Origin of the sequence: Streptomyces sp. SYP-A7185 (assembly GCF_046103685.1) — a bacterium.
In the GTDB taxonomy this organism is placed as follows: Bacteria; Actinomycetota; Actinomycetes; order Streptomycetales; family Streptomycetaceae; genus Streptomyces.
On record NZ_CP122310.1, the window covers coordinates 9,087,315 to 9,113,220 of the forward strand.

Annotated in this window: 18 protein-coding genes and 1 pseudogene; 11 read left to right on the forward strand and 8 right to left on the reverse strand. The window is 71.3% G+C overall.

The window, feature by feature from the left end; genetic code table 11:
* Positions 1-53: 53 nt before the first annotated feature.
* The 3 genes from QBL25_RS40045 to QBL25_RS40055 all read left to right on the forward strand — a co-directional run bounded on the left by QBL25_RS40045 (position 54) and on the right by QBL25_RS40055 (position 3,206).
* Positions 54-920: a carbohydrate ABC transporter permease gene (locus QBL25_RS40045; protein WP_409062946.1), complete on the forward strand. Its 867-nt coding sequence runs from the start codon at positions 54-56 to the stop codon at positions 918-920.
* 100 nt (positions 921-1,020) lie between these two features.
* Positions 1,021-2,232 (forward strand): ROK family protein, encoded by a 1,212-nt coding sequence (locus QBL25_RS40050; RefSeq protein ID WP_409061882.1) that lies wholly within the window; start codon positions 1,021-1,023, stop codon positions 2,230-2,232.
* Positions 2,233-2,303: 71 nt separating this feature from the next.
* A complete protein-coding gene (locus QBL25_RS40055) occupies positions 2,304-3,206 on the forward strand; it encodes a Gfo/Idh/MocA family protein (RefSeq protein WP_409061883.1) in 903 nt (300 codons plus the stop codon).
* A 33-nt stretch (positions 3,207-3,239) separates the two neighbouring features.
* On the opposite strand, the gene QBL25_RS40060 is transcribed toward QBL25_RS40055, so the two are convergent.
* Together QBL25_RS40060 and QBL25_RS40065 are read right to left on the reverse strand one after the other, a co-directional pair.
* Positions 3,240-4,025 carry a DUF4239 domain-containing protein gene (locus tag QBL25_RS40060; protein WP_409061884.1) on the reverse strand — a complete coding sequence of 262 codons (786 nt, stop codon included), beginning with the start codon at positions 4,023-4,025 and terminating at the stop codon, positions 3,240-3,242.
* A 59-nt stretch (positions 4,026-4,084) separates the two neighbouring features.
* Positions 4,085-4,540 (reverse strand): MarR family winged helix-turn-helix transcriptional regulator, encoded by a 456-nt coding sequence (locus QBL25_RS40065; RefSeq protein ID WP_409062947.1) that lies wholly within the window; start codon positions 4,538-4,540, stop codon positions 4,085-4,087.
* A 212-nt stretch (positions 4,541-4,752) separates the two neighbouring features.
* Here QBL25_RS40065 and QBL25_RS40070 point away from each other — a divergent pair, with 212 nt between their 5' ends.
* The gene (locus tag QBL25_RS40070) at positions 4,753-6,207 is read left to right on the forward strand and encodes an MFS transporter (RefSeq protein WP_409061885.1); all 1,455 of its coding nucleotides are present in this window, start codon (positions 4,753-4,755) and stop codon (positions 6,205-6,207) included.
* Positions 6,208-6,379: 172 nt separating this feature from the next.
* Positions 6,380-7,078, forward strand: coding sequence for a hypothetical protein (locus QBL25_RS40075; RefSeq protein WP_409061886.1), 699 nt, complete (start codon positions 6,380-6,382; stop codon positions 7,076-7,078).
* An 82-nt stretch (positions 7,079-7,160) separates the two neighbouring features.
* Here the strand turns inward: QBL25_RS40075 and QBL25_RS40080 are convergent, their stop codons facing one another.
* The 3 genes from QBL25_RS40080 to QBL25_RS40090 form a co-directional block, all read right to left on the reverse strand.
* Positions 7,161-8,468 (reverse strand): MFS transporter, encoded by a 1,308-nt coding sequence (locus tag QBL25_RS40080; RefSeq protein WP_409061887.1) that lies wholly within the window; start codon positions 8,466-8,468, stop codon positions 7,161-7,163.
* Positions 8,469-8,542: 74 nt separating this feature from the next.
* On the reverse strand, positions 8,543-10,561 hold the full coding sequence (locus QBL25_RS40085; protein WP_409061888.1) for a PEP/pyruvate-binding domain-containing protein: 2,019 nt from the start codon (positions 10,559-10,561) through the stop codon (positions 8,543-8,545).
* Positions 10,558-11,928: an acetyl-CoA carboxylase biotin carboxylase subunit family protein gene (locus QBL25_RS40090; protein ID WP_409061889.1), complete on the reverse strand. Its 1,371-nt coding sequence runs from the start codon at positions 11,926-11,928 to the stop codon at positions 10,558-10,560. Before QBL25_RS40090 ends, QBL25_RS40085 begins: the two co-directional genes overlap by 4 nt.
* Before the next feature lie 322 nt (positions 11,929-12,250).
* On the opposite strand from QBL25_RS40090, the gene QBL25_RS40095 reads away from it, so the two are divergent.
* Positions 12,251-13,564: a PAS domain-containing protein gene (locus QBL25_RS40095; protein WP_409061890.1), complete on the forward strand. Its 1,314-nt coding sequence runs from the start codon at positions 12,251-12,253 to the stop codon at positions 13,562-13,564.
* Positions 13,565-13,586: 22 nt separating this feature from the next.
* Here QBL25_RS40095 and QBL25_RS40100 read toward each other — a convergent pair whose 3' ends face one another.
* Positions 13,587-14,828 carry a cytochrome P450 family protein gene (locus QBL25_RS40100; RefSeq protein WP_409061891.1) on the reverse strand — a complete coding sequence of 414 codons (1,242 nt, stop codon included), beginning with the start codon at positions 14,826-14,828 and terminating at the stop codon, positions 13,587-13,589.
* 477 nt (positions 14,829-15,305) lie between these two features.
* On the opposite strand from QBL25_RS40100, the gene QBL25_RS40105 reads away from it, so the two are divergent.
* The 4 genes from QBL25_RS40105 to rph all read left to right on the forward strand — a co-directional run bounded on the left by QBL25_RS40105 (position 15,306) and on the right by rph (position 20,399).
* Complete coding sequence (locus QBL25_RS40105) at positions 15,306-15,506, forward strand: hypothetical protein (RefSeq protein ID WP_409061892.1); 201 nt, start codon at positions 15,306-15,308, stop codon at positions 15,504-15,506.
* A 36-nt stretch (positions 15,507-15,542) separates the two neighbouring features.
* Positions 15,543-16,301: a L,D-transpeptidase family protein gene (locus QBL25_RS40110; RefSeq protein ID WP_409061893.1), complete on the forward strand. Its 759-nt coding sequence runs from the start codon at positions 15,543-15,545 to the stop codon at positions 16,299-16,301.
* A 186-nt stretch (positions 16,302-16,487) separates the two neighbouring features.
* Entirely contained in the window at positions 16,488-17,483 is a 996-nt protein-coding gene (locus QBL25_RS40115) for a phospholipase (RefSeq protein WP_409061894.1), read from the forward strand.
* Between the two features lie 291 nt (positions 17,484-17,774).
* On the forward strand, positions 17,775-20,399 hold the full coding sequence (gene rph, locus QBL25_RS40120; RefSeq protein WP_409061895.1) for a rifamycin-inactivating phosphotransferase: 2,625 nt from the start codon (positions 17,775-17,777) through the stop codon (positions 20,397-20,399).
* Positions 20,400-20,474: 75 nt separating this feature from the next.
* Here the strand turns inward: rph and QBL25_RS40125 are convergent, their stop codons facing one another.
* On the reverse strand, positions 20,475-21,371 hold the full coding sequence (locus tag QBL25_RS40125; protein ID WP_409061896.1) for a hypothetical protein: 897 nt from the start codon (positions 21,369-21,371) through the stop codon (positions 20,475-20,477).
* A 220-nt stretch (positions 21,372-21,591) separates the two neighbouring features.
* The gene (locus QBL25_RS40130) at positions 21,592-24,597 is read right to left on the reverse strand and encodes a family 16 glycoside hydrolase (protein ID WP_409062948.1); all 3,006 of its coding nucleotides are present in this window, start codon (positions 24,595-24,597) and stop codon (positions 21,592-21,594) included.
* 451 nt (positions 24,598-25,048) lie between these two features.
* On the opposite strand from QBL25_RS40130, the pseudogene QBL25_RS40135 reads away from it, so the two are divergent.
* Positions 25,049-25,882, forward strand: a pseudogene (locus tag QBL25_RS40135) (ThuA domain-containing protein); the annotation flags it as partial.
* Positions 25,883-25,906: the final 24 nt, after the last annotated feature.

Here is a 25,906-nt window from a genome sequence, read left to right on the forward strand (position 1 = left end):
ACACGGCACGCCCCGACCGCCCGCTGCCCGCACCACGGCGCACCCCACCGCGCCTGTCCCGCGCACGGTTCGAGGAGCGCCTGTTCGGCGTCCTGCGCTGGATCGTCATCGCCTTCCTGGCCGCGATCACGATCGTGCCCTTCTACTACATGCTCCTGCTGTCGGTGAAGCCCATCGACGCCCTGCTCCTGGACCCGGGCAACCTGTGGGTCTCGGCCAAGCAGTTCACCCTCAGCACCTACGAGAACGTCCTCAAGCCGTCCTCCGAAGGCGGCCAGGGATTCCTAGGCATGCTGTTCAACTCGGCGCTCGTCGCGGTCGCCACGGTCCTGCTCACCCTGGCCGCCGCGGTCCCCGGCGCCTACGCGGTCAGCCGGCTGAAGTTCTTCGGCAACCGGCACGTCAGCGCGCTCTTCCTGGCGGTGTACCTCTTTCCCGCGACGCTGCTCGCCGTGCCGCTGTTCGTCATGTTCGCCAAGATGGGGCTCTCGGGCAGCCTGGCCGGCCTGGCCATCGTCTACATCGCCCAGACCGTCCCCGTGTCGATCTACATGCTGAAGAACTACTTCGTCACCATCCCCTTCAGCATCGAGGAAGCCGCCGCGATCGACGGGGCCTCACGGCTGCAGACCGTCCGCAAGATCATCCTGCCGCTCGCCACGCCGACCCTGATGGCCACCGGGCTGTACGTCTTCATGATTGCCTGGAACGAATTCCTCTTCGCCCTCCTCTTCCTGGCCGCCGAGCCGGACAAGTGGACGGTCTCGCTGGGGCTTCAGCAGCTGGCCAACGGCATCGAGGTGTCCAAGACCGTCCTGATGGCCGGTTCGGTCATCCTCACCATCCCCGTGGTACTCCTGTTTTTCGCCGCCGAACGGCTCCTCACCGAGGGCCTGACCAGCGGCGCGGACAAGGGCTGACGCCAACTCGGCACGACGCCGGACCACCGGCCGTACGGCACGACCCACCGACGGCACACCCACCAGCACAGACCGACAGGACAGGACGGGGACAGCGGGGATGGCAGGAAACCAGGCCAGCGCAGGTCATCTGCTGCAGCTCATCCGCAGCGGCCGGGCCACCACGCGCGGAGCGCTCCAGCAGGCGACCGGCCTCTCCCGGTCGACGGTGGGGCATCGGCTCGACCAGCTCTTCGCGGCCGGCTGGCTGCGGGACACCACGGGCGCTTCCACCGGCGGGCGCCCCTCGGTCCACCTGGAGTTCGACCCGACACACGCCGTGGTGATCGCCGCGGACCTGGAGACCCGGCACGCGCGCGCGGCGGTGCTGGACCTGTCGGGCCGCGTCCTGGCCGAGCACAGCGGAGCCGTCCTCATCGGTGACGGCCCCGACCGCGTCCTCGACGAACTCGCCCGCTGGTTCGGCCCGCTGCTCGCCGAGGCCGGTGTCGACGCCGCACGCGTCTGCGGCATCGGTCTGTCCGTGCCGGGACCGGTCGACTGGGAGACGGCCCAGATCGTCCAACCGCCGATCATGCCGGGCTGGGACCGGTTCCCCGTACGGGAACGACTGCGCGAGGCCTGGACCGCACACGTCGCCCCCACGCCCCAGGCGGTGGCGCCGCCCGTCTACGTCGACAACGACGCCAACTTGATGGCCCTGGCCGAGCAGCGGGTTGGCCACCCCGACTGCAGCGCCTTCGTCCTGATCAAGGCCTCCACCGGCATCGGCGCCGGCGTCATCGTCGGCGGCGAGGTCTACCGCGGCATCGACGGCGGCGCGGGCGACATCGGCCACATCCGCCTGCACGACCGGCCGGACGCCCTGTGCATGTGCGGCTCCTACGGCTGCCTCGCCGCAGTCGCCAGTGGTGGCGCCATCGCCCGGCAGCTCACCGCCTCCGGGGTGCCGACCGCCTCGGGCTCCGACGTGCGCGACCATTTGGCCACCGGCCAGCCGGACGCCATGCGGTTCGCCCGCGAGGCGGGACAGCGCGTGGGCGAGGTCCTGGTCACCGTCGTCACCCTGCTGAACCCCGGCGTCCTGGTCCTGACCGGCGACCTGGCCGGCACGCCGTTCCTGACCGGCGTGCGCGAACTCCTCTACCAGCGCGCCATGCCGCGCACCACCTCGCACCTCCAGGTCGTCACGTCCGAACTGGGCGACCACGCCGCCCTGATGGGCGCCACCCTCATGGTCGTCGAGCACCTCTACGCCCCCGAGAAGGCCGACGCGCGCCTCGCGGAACTCCTCAGCGCCGACGGCACCTGAGGGCCGCCGGCGGGCGACGCACCACCACGACGAGCACCACCCGCATCAGCACCACCCCACGGAGAAGCACCATGCCCGACAGCCCCACCCCTGCCCCCGGCGCCTGGGACCACGCGCCCGTCCGCGTCGGCCTCGTGGGCGCCGGGCCGTGGGCCCGCGCCATGCACGCCCGGATGCTCGCCGCGGGACCGGAGACCACCCTGGCCGCGGTGTGGGCCCGCCGCCCGGAGGCGGCCGCCGAAGTCGCCGGAGCCTACGGCGCCCCGGTCGCCGCATCCTTCGACGAACTCCTCGACCAGTGCGAAGCCGTGGCCTTCGCGGTCCCTCCCGCCGTGCAGTCCGCCCTCGCGCCACGCGCCGCGGCCGCGGGCCGCGCCCTGCTCCTGGAGAAGCCGCTCGGCGTCGACCTGGCGGCCGCCCGCGCGGTCGCGGACGCCGTCGCCGAGCACCAGGTGATCTCGCAGCTGGTCCTCACCAAGCGCTACCACCCGGCCACCCGCGCCTTCCTCGCCGAAGCGGCGACGCGAGAGGTGACCGGTGCCCGCTCGTGCTACCTCCACGGAGCTTTCCTCGGCGGCGACTTCGCCACCACCTGGCGGCTCGAACACGGTGCGCTGCTCGACCTCGGCCCGCACCTGCTGGACCTGCTCGACACCGCCGTCGCCCCGATCGTCTCCGTGCGCGCGACCGGCGACCCCACCCGCTGGATCGAGCTGACCTGCGAACACGACAACGGCGCGATCAGCCAGGCCTCCCTGTCCGGCAGCGTGAACCTCCCGCGCAGCAAGACCCGCGTCGAACTCTTCGGCCCCGGTGAAGAACTGGTCTACGACACGGCCGGCCTCGACCACGAGGAGTGCTGGCCCATCCTGCGCCGGGAGTTCGCCACCGCGGTCCGCACGGGCCACGGCACGGGAATCGACGCGTCCCACGGCCTGCACATCCAGCGCCTGCTCGACAGCGCCCGGACGTGACACCACCGGCGCACCCCGCCCCTTGCGGGGCCGTCACCAGAACTGGGCCAGCACGCCCTCTGTGAAGGGAGCAGGGGAGACGGCGAGATCGCCCGCGAAGGGGTGGTCCAGGGTCAGGCACAGCAGCAGACTCACGCCGATGAGCGCGGCCACCGACACGACGAACATCAGGTTCGCGCGCAGGCTCTTGATGCCGTAGAGGAAGGTCAGCGGCATCATGATGAGCGCGCCGCCGTAGACCAGGACGTTGAGGAGCGAGGGCAGGGACTGCTCGGCGTCGGCGAGCCGGGTACGGCGGGCGCCGGCGATCTCGCCCAGGGTCGCGACGGACTGCTGGTAATAGGTCTTCTCGGCCTCGGTCCGCGGCTCGTAGTCCTGGAACACCCGGTAGAGCGCGACCACTTCGGGGTTGGTGACCCCGGGATCGGGCCGCCCTTCGCGCATCAGCGGCCACTGCTCGTCGACGACGACACGGACGTAGGCCCCCACGGCGTCGGTCACCCGCCGTTCTTGGGCGGGCGGGAACGCGGAGGCGTCCCGCACCACCTCGGCGGTCTGGCTGGCCTCAAGGGCGACGTTGGTCTGCGCCGCGTTCAGGCCCTCCCACTCGGCCACGACGACGAAGGCCAGGATGATCCCGTAGATGGCGGCGTACATGCCGAGCACCACGCCGATCATGTCGTTGTGCGTGCCGTTCGCGTGGTGGGGAAACCGGCGCCGCAGCAGCAGTATGCCGACGGCGGCGGCCAGGACGGCGCCGCCGCCGAGCAGTCCGGCGAGCGCGAGCGTGCTGAAGTTGTTGAGCAGCCAGATTCCCACGGCCTCCTTAACGCCGGAGGGCCGTCCGGGTTACCCGCGTGCCCGGCACGGGAGGAGCCTCAGGGGCGCGGCCAGGGGCGTCCGTCGAGGCGTTCGACGTCGGTGTTGAAGCGCCGCAGGTAGTGGGCGAACGCGGAGATGTCCTCCTCGGGCCAGTCGGTCATGACCCTGCCGAGCGAGCGGATCATGCCCTCGCGCTCCTCGTCGAGCAGGCGTGATCCCTCCTGCGTGATGCGGAACTTGCGGGCCATGCCGCCCGCCGGGTCGGGGATCCGCTCCGCGTACCCGGCGCGCATCGCGGCGGAGGTCTGGCGCTGCAAGGTGGAGACGTCGAGATCGAAGGCTTCGCTCAACTCGCCGATGGACATGGGGCCCTGGACGCGGATGCGGCTGAGCAGGATGTAGGCGCTGCGTTCCAGCACGCCGTCCACGCGGCGCCCCCTGCGGCGGGTCAGCAGCCCGTGCCGGCTGAGCAGCATCTGCTCGTACTCGACCTCGCTCGTGGCCTGGCTCATGTCGCTGCCGGTGTCCCTGCCCTGGTCCCTGCCCGTGTCCCTGCCCATGCGGTGGCGCCTTTCGTCGTGGCCGGGCCGCCGCCCCGTCCCAGGGCCCGCGGCTCCGCCGCCATCCTTCCACGGCGAGTGCATCGACCACACATTATGCATGATGCAAATGACGTGTACGATGCACATTCATCATTCGAACCGACCCCCTGAGGACTCGCGTCATGAACGCCTCTCAGCCCGCAGCCAGAACCGGCGGCGTGATCACCACGCTGGCACTCGCCGGGACAGTGGCCGCGGTCATGCAGACCCTGGTCACCCCGCTCATCGCCGAACTGCCGCAGATCTTGAACACGTCGTCCTCCAACGCGGCGTGGGTGGTGACCGTCACCCTGCTCGTCGCGGGTGTCTGCGTGCCCGTCTCGGGCCGCCTGGGCGACCTGGTCGGCAAGCGCACGATGCTGCTGATCTGCGCCCTGCCGCTGGTCGTCGGCTCGGTGGTGTGCGCCCTGTCCTCCTCGATCGTCCCGATGATCGTCGGGCGAGGCCTCCAGGGCATGGGCATGGGCATGGTGCCGCTGGGCATCGCCCTCCTGCGGGACGTGGTGCCCGCCGCGAAGCTCAGCAGCTCGATCGCGCTGGTCAGTGCCTCCATGGGCATCGGCGGCGCACTGGGCCTGCCCATCTCCGCGGCCGTCGCCGAATACGCCAGCTGGCGCGTGCTGTTCTGGGGCTCCGCCGTCCTGGCCGTCATGATCGCCACGCTGATCTGGTTCTTCGTCCCGGACGTGCCCGCCGCGGCCAAGGGGCAGCGCTTCGACGCGCCCGGCGCGATCGGCCTGGCGATCGGCCTGGTGTCCCTCCTGCTCGCCATCTCCAAGGGGGCCGACTGGGGCTGGACGTCGGGCACCACACTGGGCCTGTTCGCGGTCGCCGTGGTGGCCCTCGGCGTCTGGGGCTTCTACGAACTGCGCACCCGCGACCCGCTGGTCGACCTGCGCACCACCGCCCGCCCGCGCGTGCTGTTCACCAACATCGCCTCGATCCTGGTGGGCGTCGGCATGTACGCCTTCATGCTCATCGCCCCGCAGCTCCTTCAGTTCCCCGAGACCACCGGCTACGGCCTGGGGCAGTCGATGCTGGCCGCCGGTCTCTGGATGGCGCCCGGCGGCGTCATGATGATGATCGTGTCCCCGCTGGGCGGAAAGCTCATCAACGCCCGCGGCCCGAAGCTGGCCCTGGTCCTCGGCGCACTCGTCATCGCCACCGGGTACGGCCTGTCGCTGCCGCTCATGGGCTCCGCCTGGGGCCTGATGGTCGTCGGCCTCGTCATCAACAGCGGAGTGGGCCTCGCCTACGGCGCGATGCCCGCCCTGATCATGAGCTCGGTGCCGCTGTCCGAGACCGCCGCGGCCAACGGGTTCAACACCCTGATGCGCTCGCTGGGCACCACCATCGGCTCGGCCGTGATCGGTGTGGTCCTCGCGCAGATGACCATCAACCTCGGGGGCGGGCACACCGTCGCCTCCGAGGACGGATTCCGCGTCGGACTGATGATCGGCTGCGGTGTCGCCCTCCTGGCCGCCGCCGTCGCCGCCGTCATCCCGGGCCTGGCCCGCTCCACGGACGACGAGCCCACCCGCACCACCCCGGCGGAAAAGGCCACCGCCCAGAGCTGAGGCGACCGGCCGTCGTGCTCCCCAGTGGGATGCACGGCGGCGACGGCGGGGCCCGAGTGGCGTGTGGTGTTCAGGGGTAGAGCGCGGTAGACCGGCGGAGCGTGAGCATGAGCGTGGCCGGTCGCCTGGGCGCCGCACGGCCGCGGGGGACACCGGCGGCGTGCTGCGTGTCATGAACTGGACATGCGCATCCTCGGTGATGCGCCTGGAGAAGGGCGACGACGCCATGAACAGATCCGCCTCCAAGGCCTCGTTACGGACGGGCCTCGCGCTCGGTGTGGCCCTGGCGTCGACCGTGCTCTGCGCCTCGGCGAGCGCGAGTGCGACCGCGCCCCGGGACGCGAGCAGCGGCACGACGACGGCCCCCGCCGCCCGCGAGAGCACCGCACGCGACTGCCCCGTCGTGTACTTCGACCTGGGCGAGACCCTCGTGCACACTGCCGAGGACGGCGGGACCACCTATCAGCCGGGCGCGGCCACGTATCTGCGCGCGTTGCGCGAGCGCCACATCCGCATCGGTCTGATCACCAACGTCCCGCCCGCCTGGGGCGCGACGGACGCCGAGCGCGCCGCCCGGCTGCGCAAGGAGGTCGACGCCACCTGGCGGGGCACCGAGCCGTTCGCCTGGAAGGACTTCGGCGACCGCGTCCTCACGCCCCGCACGGAGGCGGAACGCAAACCCGCCCCCGTTCTCTGGGAGCGCGCGAAGGCCGGCGCGGGCCACTGCCGAGTCGTCTACCAGGCGGAGACGGCGCAGGAGGTCGACGTCGCGGCCTCGCTCGGCTATGTGGCCTACCAGGTCTCCCGGCCGCACCGGCCCGCGTTCCTGCCGGTCGGGCTGATCGAACTCCTCGGTCGCCGCTCCCGCTGACCGGCGTCGACACGGCGTGCCGGCCGCTGCGGTCCGCCCCGGGAAGGGGGCGGACCGCAGCGGGCGCGGCACTGTGCGGCGGCTATCCGCGTGGCCGCGGCCTTTGACGTCCACTCCCGGTCAGCCGGTCCGTGCCGACCGCCCCGGTGGGCTGCGTCGGGCCCGTGCCCTTGTCCCGCTGCACCAGCCCGCTGCGCAACAGCAGTTGGAACGCCGCCAGCAGTACCACCGTGGCGAGCGCGCTGTGCCACAGCAGGGCGTCCAGGTGCCCGGCGGAGAGATAGGCGCCCGCGGCGACGGCGGCCAGGGCGCACACCCCGCGGTCCACGATGCTCTCGATCGACAGCAGTGTGGCGCGCGGCGCGTGCGCGGGCACCGCGTCGTTCACCAGCTTGCGCTGGATGGGATAGGCGAACCCGGTCGCGGCGGCGAACAAGCAGAGCAGCGCGACCACCGCCCAGGGCCCGCCGAGCGTCATGGCCGCCAGGGTGCCCGCGAGCGCGAGGCTCAGGATCGACACCCAGGCGACCGGTGGCAGGCGGCGCCCCAGCCACTGGGGGCGGGCCGATGCCACGGCCTCCGCCACCGTCATCGCGGCCAGCACCCCGCCGTGCGAGGCCTCCGCGATGCCGTGGTCGAGGAGGATCGGCTGGAAGAGGTTGACCTGGCAGATGCGGGACAGCGTGAAGACCGCCACGCCCTGCACCATCACCAGGGCCAGCCACCGCGAGGAGGCCACGCAGCGCAGCGCGGATCCGGCGTCGCGCAGGAGCGCCCCGCCCCGGCGCCCGCCACCCCCGGTGTCCGTGCCGCCGCCGGCCCCCGCGATCCGGGGCAGAGCGATGGCGCAGGCCAGGGAGCCCGCCGCGCTCGCGGCACTGAGCATGTACGGAGCCGCGTGGGCCAACGACATCAGGGGACCGACCAGCGGCCAGCACACGACCTTCGCCGCGAGCCCCAGCGCCCGCGCGGTGCCCTCGGCTCTCAGGTAGTGCTCGTCGCACTGCTCGGCCCGCAGCCCGTCGTACAGATAGGCGCTCGCCGCGCCCGAGGTGAGCGAGCGGCCCGCGGCGATGGCGAGGAAGTGGACCAGGAAGCCGGTGTACGAGGCGCTGACGACCGGCGCCAGGTTGGCCGCCGTCATGACCACCGCCCCGGCCCGCAGGCAGTTGCGGGTGCCGATCCGGTCGGCGATCAGGCCGGTGGGGATCTCGAACAGGCAGAACGCCACGTAGTAGATGCTCTGGATGCCGAAGATCTGCCCGTCCGACAGTCCGGCGGCCTTCTGGTAGGCGTAGAAGACCGGCATCCACCACAGCAGGTTGAACAGCAGCTGGAAGCCGTAGTTGAGCCGGATGATCCGGCGTGCGGTGTGCGTCAGGCCACCCACCGGCTGCCCGCCACGGCCCGGCGGTCCGCCGTCGCTCGCCGCCCCGCCGCGGCGCGGTCGGCAAAGGCGCGGGCTCACAGCGCGTACGGGCGGATCTGGACCAGCCGGAAGTCGCCCTGATCGGTCATCAGCCACTCGACGTCCAACGGCTTGTCGACGTCGGAACCACCGAACTGAGAGCCGCTGAAGTGCGATTGCAGGAGCCGTCCGGCCAGGGAGAGGTCGGCGAGGCGGGCGCGGGTGGCGGCGGACAGCGCCTTGCCCCAGGAGCCCAGGGCGACGGTGCGTCCGCCGCCCTCCACCGTGTTGTACAGGTACTGCTGCGGCAGGACCGTGCCGTCGACCACCTGCTCGGGGGAGCCGGGGGAGCAGTTGAGGTAGACGTTGCGGAAGTCCTCGCGGCGGGTCGGGTTGCAGGTGACCAGGACGCCGCCGAGGGAGGCGGGCACGTACTCCTGGACGATCACGCCCATGTAGGTGTCGTCCAGGGAGATGCCGACCTGGTGGCGCAGGCGAACGCTGCGGGGTGAGACCAGGGAGGCCCACACCTGGCGTACGGCGTCCAGGAGTTCACCGGTGCCGTGCACGGTGGTCACCGAGTCGTAGACGCCCGCGGCGGAGAAGCCGGGCAGGTCCTCGGCGTTGGACGAGGAGCGCACCACCAGGCGTCCGCCAGCGGCGGCGGGGAAGGCCTGGGTGATCTGCCGGGTGACGGACTCGGGCAGCGGTGTGTGCCGGATCAGATGCTGGAGTTGCAGGCACAGGGAGTCGATGACGTCGGCGGCGTCGAGTTCGAGGGCCATCTTGAGCTTGCCGATGCCCTGCTGGAGGGCGGGGGAGGAGGCGAGGAAGTGCTGCTGGAGCGCGAAGGGCAGCGCGACGCCTTCCGGGGCGGCGACCGTGGTGGCCACGAAGTCGGCCGCGGCGGCACGCAGTTCGGCCGTGGAGGGCGTGGCGAGGCCGAGGCGTGCCGCCAGGTGCCCGTGCAGGTCCTCGCGCGGCGGGCGGGGCCGGCCGTAGAAGGCGATCAGGTCGGCGGTGCGGCTGTCGAGCACGTGGTGCAGCTCGCCGAGGTTGGCCGCCTTGGTGCCGTAGCGGTCCCGGTCGGCGCTGCGCAGCCGGTGCAGCGCCAGTACGGGGGTGTCCTCCAGCAGAGGCGGCTCCAGGCGTATGCGCTGCTGGTGCCAGGCCGGGGCGCGCAGGTCCGGTTCCTGGTCGAGGCGCTCCAGCAGGATGTCGTCCTCAAGCACCCGGTAACGCACCCACGCGCCGTCCAGACGGTCGCTGTCGACGAGCTGGTCGAGATCGCGCACGATCGCGTTGGGTATGCCCCAGCCGGAGGCCAGGACGTTGGTGTGCGAAAGCGGCGTGATCGGAGCGGTGTTGAGGAAGCCGGCCACCCGGGGCACGTCGTCGGGCAGACACGGCATGGCGACGATGTCCGCCCAGCCGAGCCCGGCTTCCGCCGCCGTGTACTCCTCGTGCGTACGGAAGTAGCGCAGCCGCCCCGTGGCGTCGCCGGGGTTGAGCGGTGTGCGGGTGCGGGAGCCGAAGAGCTCGTGGCTCAGGATGCGCGGGACGCGCAGTTCACTGATGGCCGCCAGCTCCTCCTCCTGCCCGTGGTTGGCGGGCTTGAGGAGCAGCGGCAGCCTGCTGTCGAGGCGTTCGCGCGCGAACTCGTAGAAGAACGTGAGCAGGTCGCCGTGCATGGTGTCGGCCTCGGTCGTCTCCAGGACCAGGAAGGTGCGCTCGCGGCCCTCGGGGTCCTGCTCGGTGTGCAAGGACAGCACGCCGAGCAGGAAGCGGCGCCCGGGGTCCATGTAGACCGAGGCGTTGAACGCGTCCAGGTCCGCGTCCAGCGCGGCGAGCTCCATGCCCAGGACGCGGGTGGCGATGTAGTTGACGTGGAAGGGGTGTGCGGCCGTGTCCAGCAGATGCCAGGTGTTCTCGGCGCGGTCGACGACGACCTTGAGGTAGGGGTGGCCGGCCAGGACACCGGAGAGGGTGCGGAAGAGCGGCAGGGAGAGGTGTTCGCCGACGACCGTGCGGTCCGTGCCCGGTTCGGCGGCACCGGTGAGCAGCTGGGCGGTCATCGGGTGGCCTCCTTGGAGCGTGCGGCGGGCAGGACCTGGGGCAGGGCGTCCACCAGGGTCGTGAAGTCGCGCAGCACCGTGCGCGGATCGGTGGCGGACAGCAGGCACAGGGCCGCCATGGTGTTGGCGCCCGCGGCCGGGTCGTAGACCGGGACGAGGCTGCCGTCGTCCAGCGAGCTCTCCGCGACCACCGACAGGGCGCTGCCCGGGCTGAGGGGCACCTTGGCCGCGGCCGTGGCGTCCCAGACCCTGCGGTCCGGCCAGGCCCCGCCGTCGCCGTCGACCGCCAGGACGACCAGGGAGCCCGCCGCGCCGTCGGCCTGCGCCGGGGTCAGGGCCTGCCGGGGCCAGGTGACCGGCCGGCCGAGGAGGTGGTCGACGAGCATGCCGACGAGGTCGAGCCCGAAGACCTCCTCGACCTGCGGCACCGTCATCGCGCCGCCGAACCGGGCGGCCGTCTCGATCAGCCACATGTCGCCGTCGGCGCCCAGCTTGATCTCGGTGTGGATGCCGCAGTCACGCAGGCCCAGAGCGTCGACGGACTGCCGGGCGAGGGCCACGATCCGGTCCTGGGCGTCTTGGGGCAGCAGGGCGGGGGTGATGCCGGCGCGCTCGGTGAACGGTTCGACCGTGGGCATCCGGCCGCTGAGGCAGACGGGGTGGAACACGCCGTCGGCCACGACGCCCTCTACGCTGACGTAGTCGCCCCAGCCCGGCTCGTCGAACCAGTCCGCGGCGTGACCGGTCACGATCTGCTCGACCACGAAGTCGGCCTCGGCCTCGGCGACATGCAGTTCGGCATACCCCAACTGGGCCGACTCGGCCATCACTTCGCGCGACCTGTGCCAGGCGGTGGACACCTCGTGCGGGGAGCGGATGATCTGATGCGCGGTGGAGCCCGCGCTCCAGGCGGCCTTGAGCAGCAGCGGGAAGGGCAGCTGCTCGGCGGCCGCGTGCAGGTCGGCCTCCGTGGCGACCGGGCGGAACGCGGGCTGGGCCAGGCCGTGTTCCTGCCAGACCCGGCGCATCAGACGCTTGTCACGGGCGAGTGCGGCGGCGCCGCCCGCCCCGGCCAGGGCGAGTTCCTCGCAGGCCTCGGCGACGGCCACGACCGCGTACTCGGAGAAGGTGAGCACCGCGTCCGCGCCCACGGCCTTGGCCCGCGTGACGATCAGGGACACCAGGTCGGAGCGCTGTGCCGCGGTGGGGGTGACCACCGAGGCGCACAGGTGCCGGGCGGTGTCCGCCACGGCCGGAGGAAGAGCGCTGAGCGCCAGCAGGTGCACGTCCGCCCTCGCGGCCGCCCGGGACAGGACGTGACCGAGCGGCGGACCACCCTTGGCATGCACTAACAGCACCTTGCTCACTGAAGTTCGTCTCCATTCGTCCATGTGATGCGTGACGTCGTCAGGGGGTTGTCCTGTGACCTGGTGACGCGCGTAGATCAGGGAGATCACCAGGCGTACGTAGCGGGGCGTGTTCACCCGCACACTCAAGGGGACCAAACCGCAGGGGCCCGCGACGCCATCGTGGACGCTCGCCCCTCAGGCAAATGCCTGAGTCGCCGGACGCGCCGTGTCCGGATCCAGGAGCACTTCGGCCGAGAACCTCGCATGCGCGAGATCGGCACGGGATACGCATCGCGAGGTGACTGTGCGTCAAAAGCCGTATACGGACGGAGAGAACCCCGTGGACGATTCCAGCCTCAAGGCCCTGCTCGAGCACCTGCCCGTGTTCTGGTGGGAGGTCGCCGAGCCGTGGCAGGTGCTGGAACGGGGAGGCGGCGCGTTCGCCGACACGCGCACGGCGCAGCGCTTCCTGGAGCGGATGCACCAGGAACTCTCGTCCCCCGGACGCCCGTTGGACGCGGACCACTGGCAGGCCCGGTTCGACGGCCGCACCTTCGACGTGAGCTGCCCACCGGACGACAACGGCACCCACGGCCGGACGCGCGGTCTCGCGGTAGAGGTCGACGCCCACCCCGAGGCCCACCCCGAGGAACCCCGCCGGTACGCCGCCTTCGCGGACCTGGTCGACCTCGCACCGGCCGCCGCCTTCATCCGGGACCGCGAAGGCCGCTACCTATGGGCCAACCACGCCTATGCGCACCTGTACGGAACCACCGCGGGGGAACTCGCCGGGAAGTACATCGAGGACTTCGACGCCCCCGCCGACGCCGCCCAGTTCCGCGCCCTCGACCAGGAGATCCTCGCCCGGGGCACACCGGTGCGCCACACCCTGGGCTACCGCCGCCCCGACGGCAGCGCGGGCCGGGCGGTGGGCCACCGCTTCCCGGTGCGGGAGGACACGCAGACCTGCGTCGCCGGCATCTACGTCGACATCACCGACCACCTGCGCGCCCTGGTCCAGCGGCAGGAGGCCGAGGAACACCTCCAGGCGCTGCGCGACCACAGCGGGCTGCCCTGCGCGCTGCTCTCGGCCGCCGGGCGCGTGATCGAGGCGAGTACGGCGGCCGCCGAGCTGCTTCGCGTCGGCCTGCCCGACCTGATCGGCCGCCGGGCGCACACGCTGCTCGCCCCCGCTCCGGCCGTGGACCTGGAGCGGCTGCACCACAGATGGAACGGCCTGATAGCCCGCCGCACCAGACGGATGGAGACGTCCGCGGTGCTCGTCGACGGCGAGGGGCGCCAACGCCGCGCCCAGCTCCACCTGACCACGGTCGGCCACTCCGCGGCCCATGCCCGGCACGTCTGGGCCGTGGTCACCCACCAGAGCCTGGCCCACGACGCCCATCCGTCGCTCACCGCCGCGCAGGTCCGCATCCTGTCCCTCCTGGCGGAAGGCAGCAGCAACAGCGACATCGCCACCTCGCTGAAGCTCTCCCGCCAGACGGTCGACTACCACCTCAGCCGTCTGCGGCACCACCTGGGCGCCGCCACCCGCCCGGCCCTCGTCGCCCGCGCCTACGTCCTCGGCATCCTCGCGCCGCGCGCCTGGCCGCCGCGCTCGGCCACGGCGGCGCATCCGCTCAGCACCGCCTGAACCGCCGGTCGCGGGAGCGGACTCAACTCCCGTTGCCCGGACGGAGGATGACCGGCAGTTCCCGGTGTCCGTTGGAGATGAACGACTCCCCGGGCCGCAGGTCGGAGGCCGGGACGGCGAGCGCCAGGTCCGGGAAGCGCTCGAACAGCCCCCGGAGCGCGATCTCGGCCTCCATCCGGGCCAGGGCGGCACCGAGGCACACGTGTACGCCGTGCCCGAAGGCCAGGTGCTGCTTGCCGACCCGGGCCAGGTCGAAGGAGCCGGCGGTCGGGCCGTGCAGGTCGGGGTGGCGGCCCGCTGCCGCGTAGGAGGCGAGGATCGCCTCGCCCTGACGGATCGTGAGTCCCTGGTCCAGCTTGATGTCCTCGACGGCGTACCGCATCGGCAGGTGCGCGACCGGCGCCTCGTAGCGCAGCGTCTCTTCCACGACGTCGGTCCACGTGCTGGTGCCCGCACGCACCAGAGCGAGCTGCGCGGGGTGGGTGAGCAGCGCGGCGATGGCCTGGTCGAGGAGGTTCACGGTCGTCTCGTAGCCCGCGCTGATCACGAGGAGGAGCGTGTCGAGGAGTTCCTGCTCGCTCAGCGCGGAGCCGTCGCCGCCCTCGGCGTCGTCCCGGGTGGCGATGAGCACGGAGGTCATGTCCTCGCCGGGACGGGCGCGCTTGGCGGCGACCATGTCCGCCAGGATCGCGTACAGCTCCTTGGTGTTCGCGGCGGCTTGATCGGGGCTGAGCGTGGTGTCGAAGACGCCGTCGACGGTACGGCGGAAGTCCGCCTGGGAGTGCTCGGGCAGCCCCATGAGCTCGGTGATGACCCGGATGGGCAGCGGATAGGCGAACCGCTCGCGCAGGTCGGCGGCCTCTTTGGCCGGGAGGGCGGCCAGCTCGTCGAGCAACGTGGCGGTGATGTGCTCGACGCGCGGCTGGAGGGCGGCGATGCGGCGCGCGGTGAAGGCCGGGCTGACCAGGCGCCGCAGGCGTCGGTGGTCCCCGCCGAACGCGGTGAACATGTTGTCGACGGCCACCCACAGGGCCAGCGGCCAGGTGCCGAGGATCTGGTCGGGGAACATCGGCCAGTGCAGCCGGGGGTCCTTGGAGACCCGCGGATCGGTGAGGAGCTGCTTGAGCAGGGCCGGGTCGGTCACGGCCCACGCCTCGACCCCCAGGACATCGACACGGGCGGCCGGTCCGCGCGAGCGTAACTCGGCGTCCTCGGCGTGCCGGTCACTGCCGGCGGCGTCCAGGACAAGGATCGGTGCGTCCATGCGAGAGCTCCTCAAGGGCGGTGGGCGCGCGGGCAGCACGACACCGTTCACGCCGTCCGGTCGAGACGGGCAGGGGACACAGTAGTTGTCCATCTACGCCTGGGTGAAGGGCACTTCGGGGCGGCGCGCGGGCGGCCGTCGGCTACTGGGCGGGCGGTCGACCGGTGGTGGGAGCGCCGTGCGAAACCCGCGGGCGAACGCCCGCCCCGGGGGGGCACAAGCCTTGGGGAGAGGCTGACGCTCGGCCATGGCGGGCAATCCGATCGGACCGCTGCGGCGCGTTGACCGTCGGGGAAAAGCACTATCGGTGGATCATCGGAATGTACGGCGTGTGCTCGCGCGCCCGGAATTGCGGGAGCCCCGGTATGGGGAGGCCCCGTAATGCGGGAGCAGCCCGAAGAGCGCCGCGAGAGAGACAGGTGAAGAGCGGCGAGCGCGCCGAGCGCGACCCTCGTCGCGCGGAGGAAAGAGAATGAAATGACCGACGCCATTGTCCTGCTCGGAGTGGTCATCGGATTGTCCGTTCAGATCCAGGCCGTGTGGGATCTGAGCCGCGCCCCCCTGGAGGGTGAGGACACCGATGCCGTGCAGGCGCAGGCCATTCTCCTGGCGGCGGCCGGAGGCCTGTGCGCCGTCGTCGCCCTGGGTGTGGCCCTGCTCGTCCCCGCCGGGTCCTGAAGCCGCGTTCGACCTCACGTCCTGGGAGGACCCGCCATGCGCCCCACCGTCCGCAGCCAGCTCTTTCCCGCCCTGGCCGTCGCCTGCTGTCTCCTCACCGTGGGCTGCGCAAGCACGCCGCCGGCCACGGACAAGCACCGCGCCACGATGCATTTCCCGGCCGGGGTGACCGGGCGAGCGGGCCCCGGGGGCCAAGCCGCCGGCGCCATTCCCGGACTCGGCCCGCAGACACGGGCGCAGATCCCCGACGACTCGCGGCAGGTCCTGGTGGTCTCCGGCAACCCGGAGACCACCACCAGCCACGCGTCGGCCACGCTCTACACGCGGACGGGGAAAGCCGACTGGCTGCGGCTGGTGGGGCCCTGGCCGGCGCGCAACGCCGTGGACGGGTGGACCCTGGACCACGAGGCGGGTGACCTGCGGTCGCCCATCGGCGTGTTCACCCTCGGCGACGCCGGCGGTCTGCTGCCCAACCCCGGAACGAAGCTCCCCTACGACCAGGACGAGGAATTCCGCGAGGCGGGCACCGGGTTCTACGGCGAGTCGCTGGAGGGCACCTTCGACTACGTCCTGGCGATCGACTACAACCGGCGGCCCGGCTTCTCCCCGCTCGACAAGGTGCGGCCGCTGGGGGAGGAGAAGGGCGGAGGGCTGTGGGTGCACGTGGACCACGAAGGGCCCACCAACGGCTGCGTCGCCCTGCCGCGCAGCCAGATGCGGCAGCTGCTGCGACTCCTCGACCCCCAGGACCGGCCGGTCATCGTGATGGGCCCGGCGCCGGAACTACTGCGCTGATCGGGCGCCGGACCCACGCGCCCGCCCTGCCCCTCACATCGCGCACCCGACCGTTACCGACAGGTAACTTGACATAGGGTCGGCAGTCGCGGGCAGGCGCCCGCCGGACCGTACGGCACGCAGCCGCCCGTACGGCAGACGGGCCGGCGCACCCTGCCCGCCCGGGAACAGAAAGGACCCGCGCTCATGACCGCCCCACGTCGGCTTCGCGCCACACTGATCCCCCTGGCTCTGGTCGCCACCGCAGCCACCTTGGGCACCGGAGCCGCGATGGCCGCACCGCAGGACGAGACGGCCTCCCGGAGCGCACCGGACACCGCCGAGCAGCGCCCCACCTGGGCCATCGCCCACCGGGTGCTGACCACGGGCGGAGTGAGCAAGGCACTCGCCCACGGGGCCAACGCACTGGAGATCGACGCCACCGCCTGGCGCAAGGGCTGGTGGGCGGACCACGACGGCACCCCCACCAGCTCCGGCGACACCATGGCGGACATGTTCGACCAGGTGGCCACGGAGCACGAGGGCGGGCGGCACGTCTCCTTCGTCTGGCTCGACATGAAGAACCCCGACTGGTGCGACAGCGGCGACCCGAAGTGGCGGCACTGCTCGGTGGCCGCGCTGCGGGACATGGCGCGCACGAAGCTGGAGAGCAAGGGCATCCGGGTGCTCTACGGCTTCTACGGCAAGGAGGGCGGCAGCGGCTGGCAGAAGGTCCTCGGTGACCTGAACTCCAAGGAAGCCGTCAGCTACAGCGGTGAGTACGCACAGGTCCGGGACGGCTTCGCCGAGCACGGACCGAGTGTCCCCGGCGGCCGGCGCGTGATGCACAACGGCCTGTTCGACATGGCGCTGAAGTTCGGCGGCATAGAGAAGGAACTGGCGGCCGCACGGAAGGCGCGCGACGCCGGGAACCTGGCGCAGACCGTCGGCTGGACGGTGGGCAAGGGCGACGGGGAACGCGCCGCCGCCCTGCTCGACTCCGCCGACGGAAGCGCCGCCGTGGACAGTCTGATCTACGGCAACCGGATGTCGTGCTACCCCGACGGCGTCAAGGGCGCCCAGGGCTGCGGCACCGACGACAGCTCGGTGCGCACCTCGCTCGCGTACATCACGGACTATGTGAAGGCTCACCCGGAAACCCGCCGCATGGCCACACGAAAGGACATCCCTTTCGGCAGCTGACGGCCGACGGCGGGTGAGCGCGGCTGCTTTTGTCGTCCGAATGGACGGAAAAAGAGAAAAGGCAAGGAGAGCCGTCTCCTTGCCACTCTCAACTTATAGCGTGCCAGGGGGCTTGCCGCAAGGCCCCGGTCAGGGCGCACAATCATCGGCCGATGCCCCAGCCCTTTTCGGCGCAGGGCAGGCAAACAGGGATGAGGACGCGCTCGGCATGAGGTTCGACGGAGTTGTGGGCGCCGGTCAGTCGATCGGTGACCGTGGTACGACGGAGCACGGCTGCTCGGAGGTGGCGCGATGACGGGGCAGTACGTGTGGGAACTGCACGAGGCCGACGAGACGCAGGTGGCGGCCGTCGGCGGCAAGGGCGCGCACCTGGGCGCGCTTTCACGGATCGACGGCATCGGTGTGCCGGACGGTTTCTGCGTGACGACGGATGCCTTCCGGCGGGTCATGGCCGAAGAGCCCTCGCTCGGCGAGCGGCTCGACCGCCTGGCGCGCTCCGGCCCGGACGACCGGGAGGCGATCCGCGCGCTGAGCGCGGAGATCCGCACCATCATCGAGGACATCATCGTCCCGGACGACATCGCGACGGCCGTCACCGGCGCCTTGGCCCGGCTCGGCGAGCAAGCCGCCTGCGCCGTCCGCTCCAGCGCGACGGCGGAGGACCTGCCCACGGCCTCCTTCGCGGGCCAGCAGGACACCTACCTGAACGTGGTGGGGGCGCGGTCCGTCCTGCGGCACGTCAGCCGGTGCTGGGCCTCGCTGTTCACCGAACGGGCCGTCACCTACCGCCGGCGCAACGGCATCGACGACCGCACGGTCCACATGGCCGTGGTCGTCCAGCGGATGGTCTTCCCGCACGCGGCCGGCATCCTGTTCACCGCCGACCCGGTCAGCGGCAACCGCAAGGTCGCCACCGTGGACGCCGGCTTCGGCCTCGGCGAGGCGCTGGTCTCGGGCCTGGTGAACCCGGACGTCTTCACGGTGCGGAACGGCGAGATCGTCGCCAGGACGATCGCCGCCAAAGAGCGCGCCATCGACGCCCTGCCCGCCGGCGGCACGCGGGAAGTGACCGTCGACGCGCAGCGGCAGCGGCAGCCGGCCCTGACGGACGCACAGGCCGTGCGGCTGGTGGAGCTCGGGCGACGCATCGAGGGGCATTTCGGCCGCCCGCAGGACATCGAATGGTGCCTGGCCGACGGCGACTTCCAGATCGTCCAGAGCCGCCCGATCACGACCCTGTTCCCCCTTCCCGAGGCCGACGACGACGAGAACCGCATCTACGTCTCCGTGGGCCATCAGCAGATGATGACCGACACCATGAAGCCCCTGGGGTACTCCATGTGGCAGCTGACCGCCATGGCGCCCATGCAGGAGGCCGGCGGCAGGCTGTTCGTCGACGTCACCCGGCGCTTGGCCTCGCCCACGAGCCGCGCCGGCCTCCTGGATCTCATGGGCAAGGGTGATCCCCTGGTCAGGGATGCTCTGGAGACCGTCCTCGACCGCGACGACTTCGTTCTGCCGCTCCCGGACCCGGCCCCTGGCGCTCCGGCCCCCGCCGGTCCGCCGCCCGGTGCCGCGCCCGCCCCCGCCGAGCCCGATCCGGCCATCGTCGCCGAACTGATCGACCGCAGCCGACAGTCCGTCGCCGCCCTGGAGCGTGACATCCGGACGCAGAGCGGTCCGGCGCTGTTCGACTTCCTGCGCAAGGCCTTCGAGGAGCACAAGCGGGTCCTCGGCGACCCGTTGAGCATGCGGGCGATCATGGCGGGGATGGAGGCCACGTGGTGGCTCAACGACAACCTCCAGGAGTGGCTGGGCGAGAAGAACGCGGCTGACACGCTCACGCTGTCCGCCCCCGACAACATCACGTCGGAGATGGGGCTGGCGCTGCTCGACGTCGCGGACGTGATCCGTCCGTACCCGCAGGTGGTGGCGTTCCTGGAGGATGCCGAGGACGCTCAGGACGCCGGCTTCCTGGACGCGCTGTCCCGGCTCACCGGCGGCACCGAAGCACGCGACGCCGTCCGGGCCTACCTCGACCGGTACGGCATGCGGTGCGCGGGCGAGATCGACATCACGAGGCCGCGGTGGAGCGAGAGCCCCCTCACGCTCGTGCCCGCGATCCTGGACAACGTCAGGAACTTCGGGCCGGGAGCAGCCGGGCGCCGCTTCGAGGAAGGGCGGCAGAAGGCGCGGCAGAAGGAACAGGACGTGCTGTCACGTCTGCGGGCCCTGCCGGACGGGGAGCAGAAGGCCGCCGCGACCAAGCGCATGATCGACCAGGTCAGGGCGTTCATCGGCTACCGGGAGTATCCCAAGTACGGCATCATCAGCCGCTACTTCGTCTACAAGCAGGCCCTGCTGGCGGAAGCCGAGCGCCTCGTGCGGGCCCAGGTGCTGGCCGAGAAGGAGGATGCCTTCTACCTCACCTTCCCGGAGTTCCACGAGGCCGTGCGCTCGCAGCGGGTGGACGACGGGCTCATCGGGCGGCGCAAGGAGGCGTTCCGCTCCTACCAGGCGCTGACACCGCCCCGCGTACTCACCTCGGACGGCGAGGCGCTCAGCGGGTCGTACCGCCGCGACGACGCGCCGGCCGGTGCCCTGGTCGGTCTGCCGGTTTCCGCGGGGGCCGTCGAGGGGCGGGCCCGCGTCATTCTCGACATGGCGGAGGCCGATCTCGAAGCGGGCGACATCCTGGTCACGACCTTCACCGATCCCAGCTGGTCGCCGCTGTTCGTCGGCATCGCGGGTCTGGTGACGGAGGTGGGCGGCCTGATGACCCATGGCGCGGTGATCGCCCGGGAGTACGGCCTGCCGGCCGTCGTCGGCGTGGAGCGGGCCACCCGGCTGATCCGGGACGGGCAGCGCATCCGCGTACACGGCACCGACGGCTACGTCGAGCTCCTGGGCGACTGAGGCGCCGGGCGGCTGAGGTGCAGGGTCGGCCGGCGTACCGGGACACCGGACCTGCCGGCGGATCGGTGGGGATGCTCAGCCGGTGGTCGTCCACTGCGGGGCGGGGGAGGGGCCCGGCCGCGTGCCGATGGCCTCGCCCTGCCCCCACTGCCCGTACCGCACGCTGAAGTCATCCTTGGCGGAGGGGGCGGGCCCCTCGGTCTTGAGCGACGTGGGGAGGTCGCGCGCGCTCACGACGAGGGTGAAGCGCACGGCTCCGCCGGGGCGCTCGGCCGCGGCGGAGCGGTAGAGGCCGCCGACGGTGGCGTCGGCGCCGAGCACGCTCAAGGGGGTGCTTCCGGTGAGGGTGCGGGTGCCGCCCGCCCGGTCGGTGTCCACCTCGCCGGCGCCGTCGAGGAGTGCCACGATGTGCGCGGGCTGGGCCAGCCACCGGGTCTCCAGGGCGTTGCGCACCGCCATGTCGTCCGCTGCGGCGGCCGCCGCGTCGGACTCGGTGCGGTAGGCGCCCTGCGGGCCGTAGTCGGGTCCGGTCATCTCCTTGTCAGGTGTGATGCCGGCGCGGTTGCCGACCAGCACGATCTCGGGAGGATTCCAGGGGTGACCTTCGCCCCCGTCGTACAGGACGTGGGTCGCGGCCCGGGCGGTGGTCGCGTCGACCAGATCGAGGCGGGCTTGGCCGTGGAAGTAGTCGGGGTCGCCGCCCTGGCGGGCGAGCACCTCTACGCTGACCCGCTTCTGGGCGAGCATCGCGGAGCGGATGGTCTCGGCACGGGAGCCGGCCGTGGCGGCGGCCGACGGTTTCGCCCCGCCGCCCCCGCGGCCTTCGCCGTCCCCGCCAGGTGTGCCGGACTCCGTCAGACGCGCGGCGAGTCCGCCTCCGACGGCGCCGACCAGCAGACCGACCGTGACGGCCACGGCCACCGCGCGGCGCCGCGGGCGCGGGGGTCTTTGCGGGGTTGCTCCGTCGGACATGGCCCAGCCCCCTTCACGCCGCCTCCGGCCGTGCCGGAGAGGTCACTTGTTCAAGAGGACCACACGGCAGGGCCGTTGGCGGGGGTTTGCGGCACTTCCGGTCTCCTTTCGGGGGCGCGCCGCCCGGCCGAGGACGCTCCTCGGTGATCAGGGCGGAGGCGGGAGGACGGAAAGCGGGCCGCCCGCCTGGTGGCGGGCGGCCCGGGGGAGGGGCGGGGGGTCAGGCCGCCGGTTCGATCCACACGTTGCGGAAGCGGACCTTGTTGCCGTGGTCCTGGAGCTTGATCGCTCCTGTTGCCGCGGACTCCGCGTCACCGGCTCCGGTGGGACCGTCGACGGCCACGTCGTCGTGGACCTTCTTGCCGTTCCAGACCACCGTGATCCTGGCGTCCGCCGTCTTCTTTCCGTCCGCGTCGAAGCGCGCGGCGCGGAAGGTGATGTCGTAGGTCTGCCAGGTCTCCGGCGCCGTCGAGGCGTTGAGGTCGGCGGCCTTCTTGTTGTAGATGGAGGCGGCCTCGTTCGCGGCGAGCTTCTCCACCCCGAACGAGTCCAGGATCTGGATCTCGTACCGCTCCTGGAGGTAGATCCCGCTGTTGCCGCGGTCCTGTCCGGTCACGTCGTCGGGCAGCTTCGGCACCCGGAACTCGGCGTGCAGCTTGAAGTCTCCGTAGGCCTGCTTGGTGCGGATGTCGCCGCAGCACACCTCGATCGATTTGTCGGCCGTGTGCGGCCATTCGACGCTGCGGCCGTCGGTGTGCTGCCAGGCCGAGGAGACGCTGCCGCCGGAGAAGAGATCGATGCGGCCGCCGGGACGGCGCACGTCGAGCGCGTCGAGGTTGACGTGGCCGGTGTCCTCCGGCCGGTAGGTGTACTTGATGGTGTTGCGGCCCTTGCGCAGTTCGAGCTTCTCGGTCTTGGTCGACCAGCGCTTCCAGGTCTCGGTCGAGGGAAGGCTCGTCTGACGCGCCGCCCCGCCGTTCACGCTGAGGCCCAGGGTCTTGGTGCCGGCCGACGGGTTGGGGCCGTTGGAGTAGCGCAGGCCCACGGCGTAGGTGCCCTTGGCGGGGACCTGGACGTCGAAGGAGGCGGCGGCGCCCGGTTCGCCGAAGCCGTCGACGAAGCCGCCGCCGGTGAAGCCGGCGTGCTCGGTGTCGATGTCCGCGCCGCCCGACAGCCGCGCCGACTCGGCGTCGTAGGTGGTGACCGGGTCGGTGTGGCCGGGGCGCGTGTTGAGGGTGTACCACGCCTCGGTGGACCACAGCTGCTCGTCGTCGGCCGAGGAGAACGGGCGCGGCGAGCGGACGTGCACCACGCGGTCGCTCTTGAGGCCGGGGATGGTCAGCTGCACGGTGCGGCGGTCGTCGGAGACGCGGGCGCCGGTGACGGGCAGGGACTCTTCGTCGATCTTGGGGCCGCCGTAGGCGGGGGTGGGGGCGTAGCGCCACTGCTCGACGGAGTAGGCGCCGCTGGTCAGCTTCTCGATCGTCTTGTCCGACAGCGGCTTGGTGTAGGTGAGCTTGAATCCGTCGCTGGTGGCGCGCATGGTTTTGATGTCGAAGGCGGTCTTGCCGTTCGGGGTCAGCTTCTGGAGTCCGAAGCGGAGTTTGCCCTCCTGGCCCCAGTTGCCGTCCGCGCCGAGTCCGCCGGTGTAGATCGCGCCGTCCGGCCCGGTGGAGATGCGGGTGATGCCCGACTCCAGGCCCTGGGTGTGGCGGAAGACCGCACCCTGGAACTCGCCGCCGACCTTCTCCAGGTCGGCGCGCTGCAGACCGCCGTAGGTGACGTCACCGAACATCAGCTGTCCGGCGAAGGTCCCCTTCTTGATCGTCATGGGGGTGCTGGGGGAGTTGGCGATCTCGTTCTGCGGCAGCCAGAGCGCCGGCTTGGTGACGGCCTGGTCGTCGAAGGGGCCCTTGGGGTTGGTGTAGTGGTTGAAGAACCGGTCCTGCTTGACGTGCACGAGTTTCGAGGCGGGCAGCCAGCCGCCCTGGTTGTCGGTGACGAACAGCTCGTCGCCCGGTCCGCGGCCGATGCCGTTGGGCGTGCGCAGTCCGCCGGCCAGGTAACTGACCTTCCCGCTCTTCTTGTTCACTTTGATGGTGGTGCCGCGGTTCGCGGCGGGCTGCGGATCGGTCGTCGCACCGCCGTAGTTGATGGCGACGGACAGGTTCAGGTAGAAGTCGCCCTTGTCGTAGAGCAGCCCGAAGGCGAACTCGTGGAAGTTCCCGCCGTAGGGCCACTCGGCGATCTTCTTGATCTCGCCCGCGTCGTTGGTGCCGTCGATGTCGGCGAGTTCGGTCAGCTGGTGCTTCTCGGAGACGTACAGCTTGCCGTCCACGTACTTGATGCCCATCGGCTCCTTGAGCCCGTCGGCGATCTTCTCGTACGTGACCTTGTCCGGGCCCGTGTCGCCGGTGACGTTGTCCAGGACGTACACCGCGCCCTTGGTCTCCTGGCTGCCGCCCCAGGTGCTCACCGCGAGCCGGCCGTCGGGCAGCCAGTCCATCGCGGACACCTGCGGCTCGAATCCCTTGGGGCGCAGGTCGGTCAGGGTGTAGCCGGGGTTGACCGACTTCAGCGGGAGGCCGTCGCCGGGCGTGTCGTAGGTGCCCTCGCACTCTTTGCGGCCCGGCGCGGTGACCCGCACCACGTCGGCGTCGGTGCTCAGGACGGAGTTGGGCACGAGCGTGAAGGAGTCGGCGCCCGGCGGCTTCCACTGCAAGGTGACCTGCTGGTCGTTGCCGCGGTCGAAGTGGTCGATGCGCAGGGGGTGGTAGCCGGGATCGAGCGTGATCTCGCCGTCCTTGGGCTCGGCCCCGTGCAGTCCGTCGTGATCGATGACCTTCTTGTCGCCGATGAAGAGACGGGAGCCGTCGTCGCTGATCAGGCGGAAGGTGTACGCGCCGTCGGCGGGCACGTTGATGTTGCCGATGATCTGCGACACGAAGTTGTCGCTGAACCCGAAGCCCTCGGTGGACGACCAGTCGATGGTGGGGATCAGCTTGTCGACGTTGGGGGTCTGGGCGGGCTTGAGGTCGCAGAGCTTGCTCAGCGGGGACTGGACGTCGAACACCCGCAGGGTGACGCCGGGTTCCTGTGGCGGCAGGTCGGCGAAGGGCTTCTCCTTGGCGCCGGCGGCCGGCGCGGTGAGGGCGCCACCGGCGAGCAGGACCCCGAGGAGTGCCCCGAGGGTTCTGCGCGGTCTCAGGCGCGTGCGCGGGCGGATGCGGGGCGGGGGTGGCGTGAGGTCGTGCTCGTGTGGCGTCACTCTGTCTCCTGCTGGGCGCTGCGAGGCGGCCCGGGCCGCCTCGGCCCGCGTCCGCGGAGTGGAGGTGATGCACGTACCGGTGGGGCGGGCAGCGGCATTTGGCCGCGCCTTGCGCAGAATTCCGTACGAGAGCGACGCCCAGAGTACGAACAGCGCCGCTCGTCGTCCATACTTTGTCCTCAACAAGGAAAAACTGACGAGGAGTCGCCCCGGCGGCCCTGCCCGTTCAACTCCTCGCGGACGCGGCGCTGTTCGTCCCGTTCTTGGTTTCACCTCTTGACGCCTTTGGTGCAGACCTTTAGGTTCCCGATCGCCACAGCTTCATGAATGCACTCGCTGTTCATCAGTGTGAATGTGGTGAGCAGGGAGCACCCCCCGCGTCGGCTCCTATGTAGGGCTGTGATCCCCCATGCACCGATCCGCTTCTGCGCGCGTACTCCTGCGCATATCCCTCCTGCTGGCCACCTTGCTCGCCCTGGCGGCACCGCCCGCCGCACAGGCCGATCAGGCCCCCACCACGGCGGCCCCGTTCAAGGTCCTCGCGCTTTACAGCGGCACCTGGGACGCGGCACACATCGACTTCGTCAAGGAAGCCAACGACTGGTTCCCCCGGCAAGCCGCCGCGAACGGCTTCACCTACAAGGCCAGCAACGACTGGGGCTTGCTCGCCAACGGCGGCGTCAACGCCTACCAGGTGGTCCTGTTCCTCGACGACGCGCCGCAGAACGCCGCCCAGCGGTCCGGATTCGAGAAGTACATGCGTGGCGGCGGCGCCTGGATGGGCTTCCACGTCGCGGCCTTCACGACCGAGGCGGCGAGCTGGCCCTGGTATCACAACACCTTCCTCGGTAGCGGCACCTTCAAGTCCAACACCTGGGGACCCACGACGGCGGTCCTGAAGACCGAGAACCGCACCCACCCGTCGACCAGGAACCTGCCGGCCACCTTCACCTCCTCGGTCAGCGAGTGGTACAGCTGGTCCAAGGATCTGCGCCAGAACCCGGACATCAACATCCTGGCCTCCGTCGACCCCAGCAGCTTCCCGCTGGGCACGGACCCCAACCAGTCCTGGTACAGCGGCTATTACCCGATCCTGTGGACCAACACGAAGTACAAGATGCTGTACGCCAACTTCGGCCACAACGCGATGAACTACTCGACCAACACCCGCCTGTCGTCGACGTTCGCGAGCGCCACCCAGAACCGGTTCCTGCTGGACGGCCTCAAGTGGCTGGGCGGAGCCACGCAGTAGGACGGTTTCCGGCGC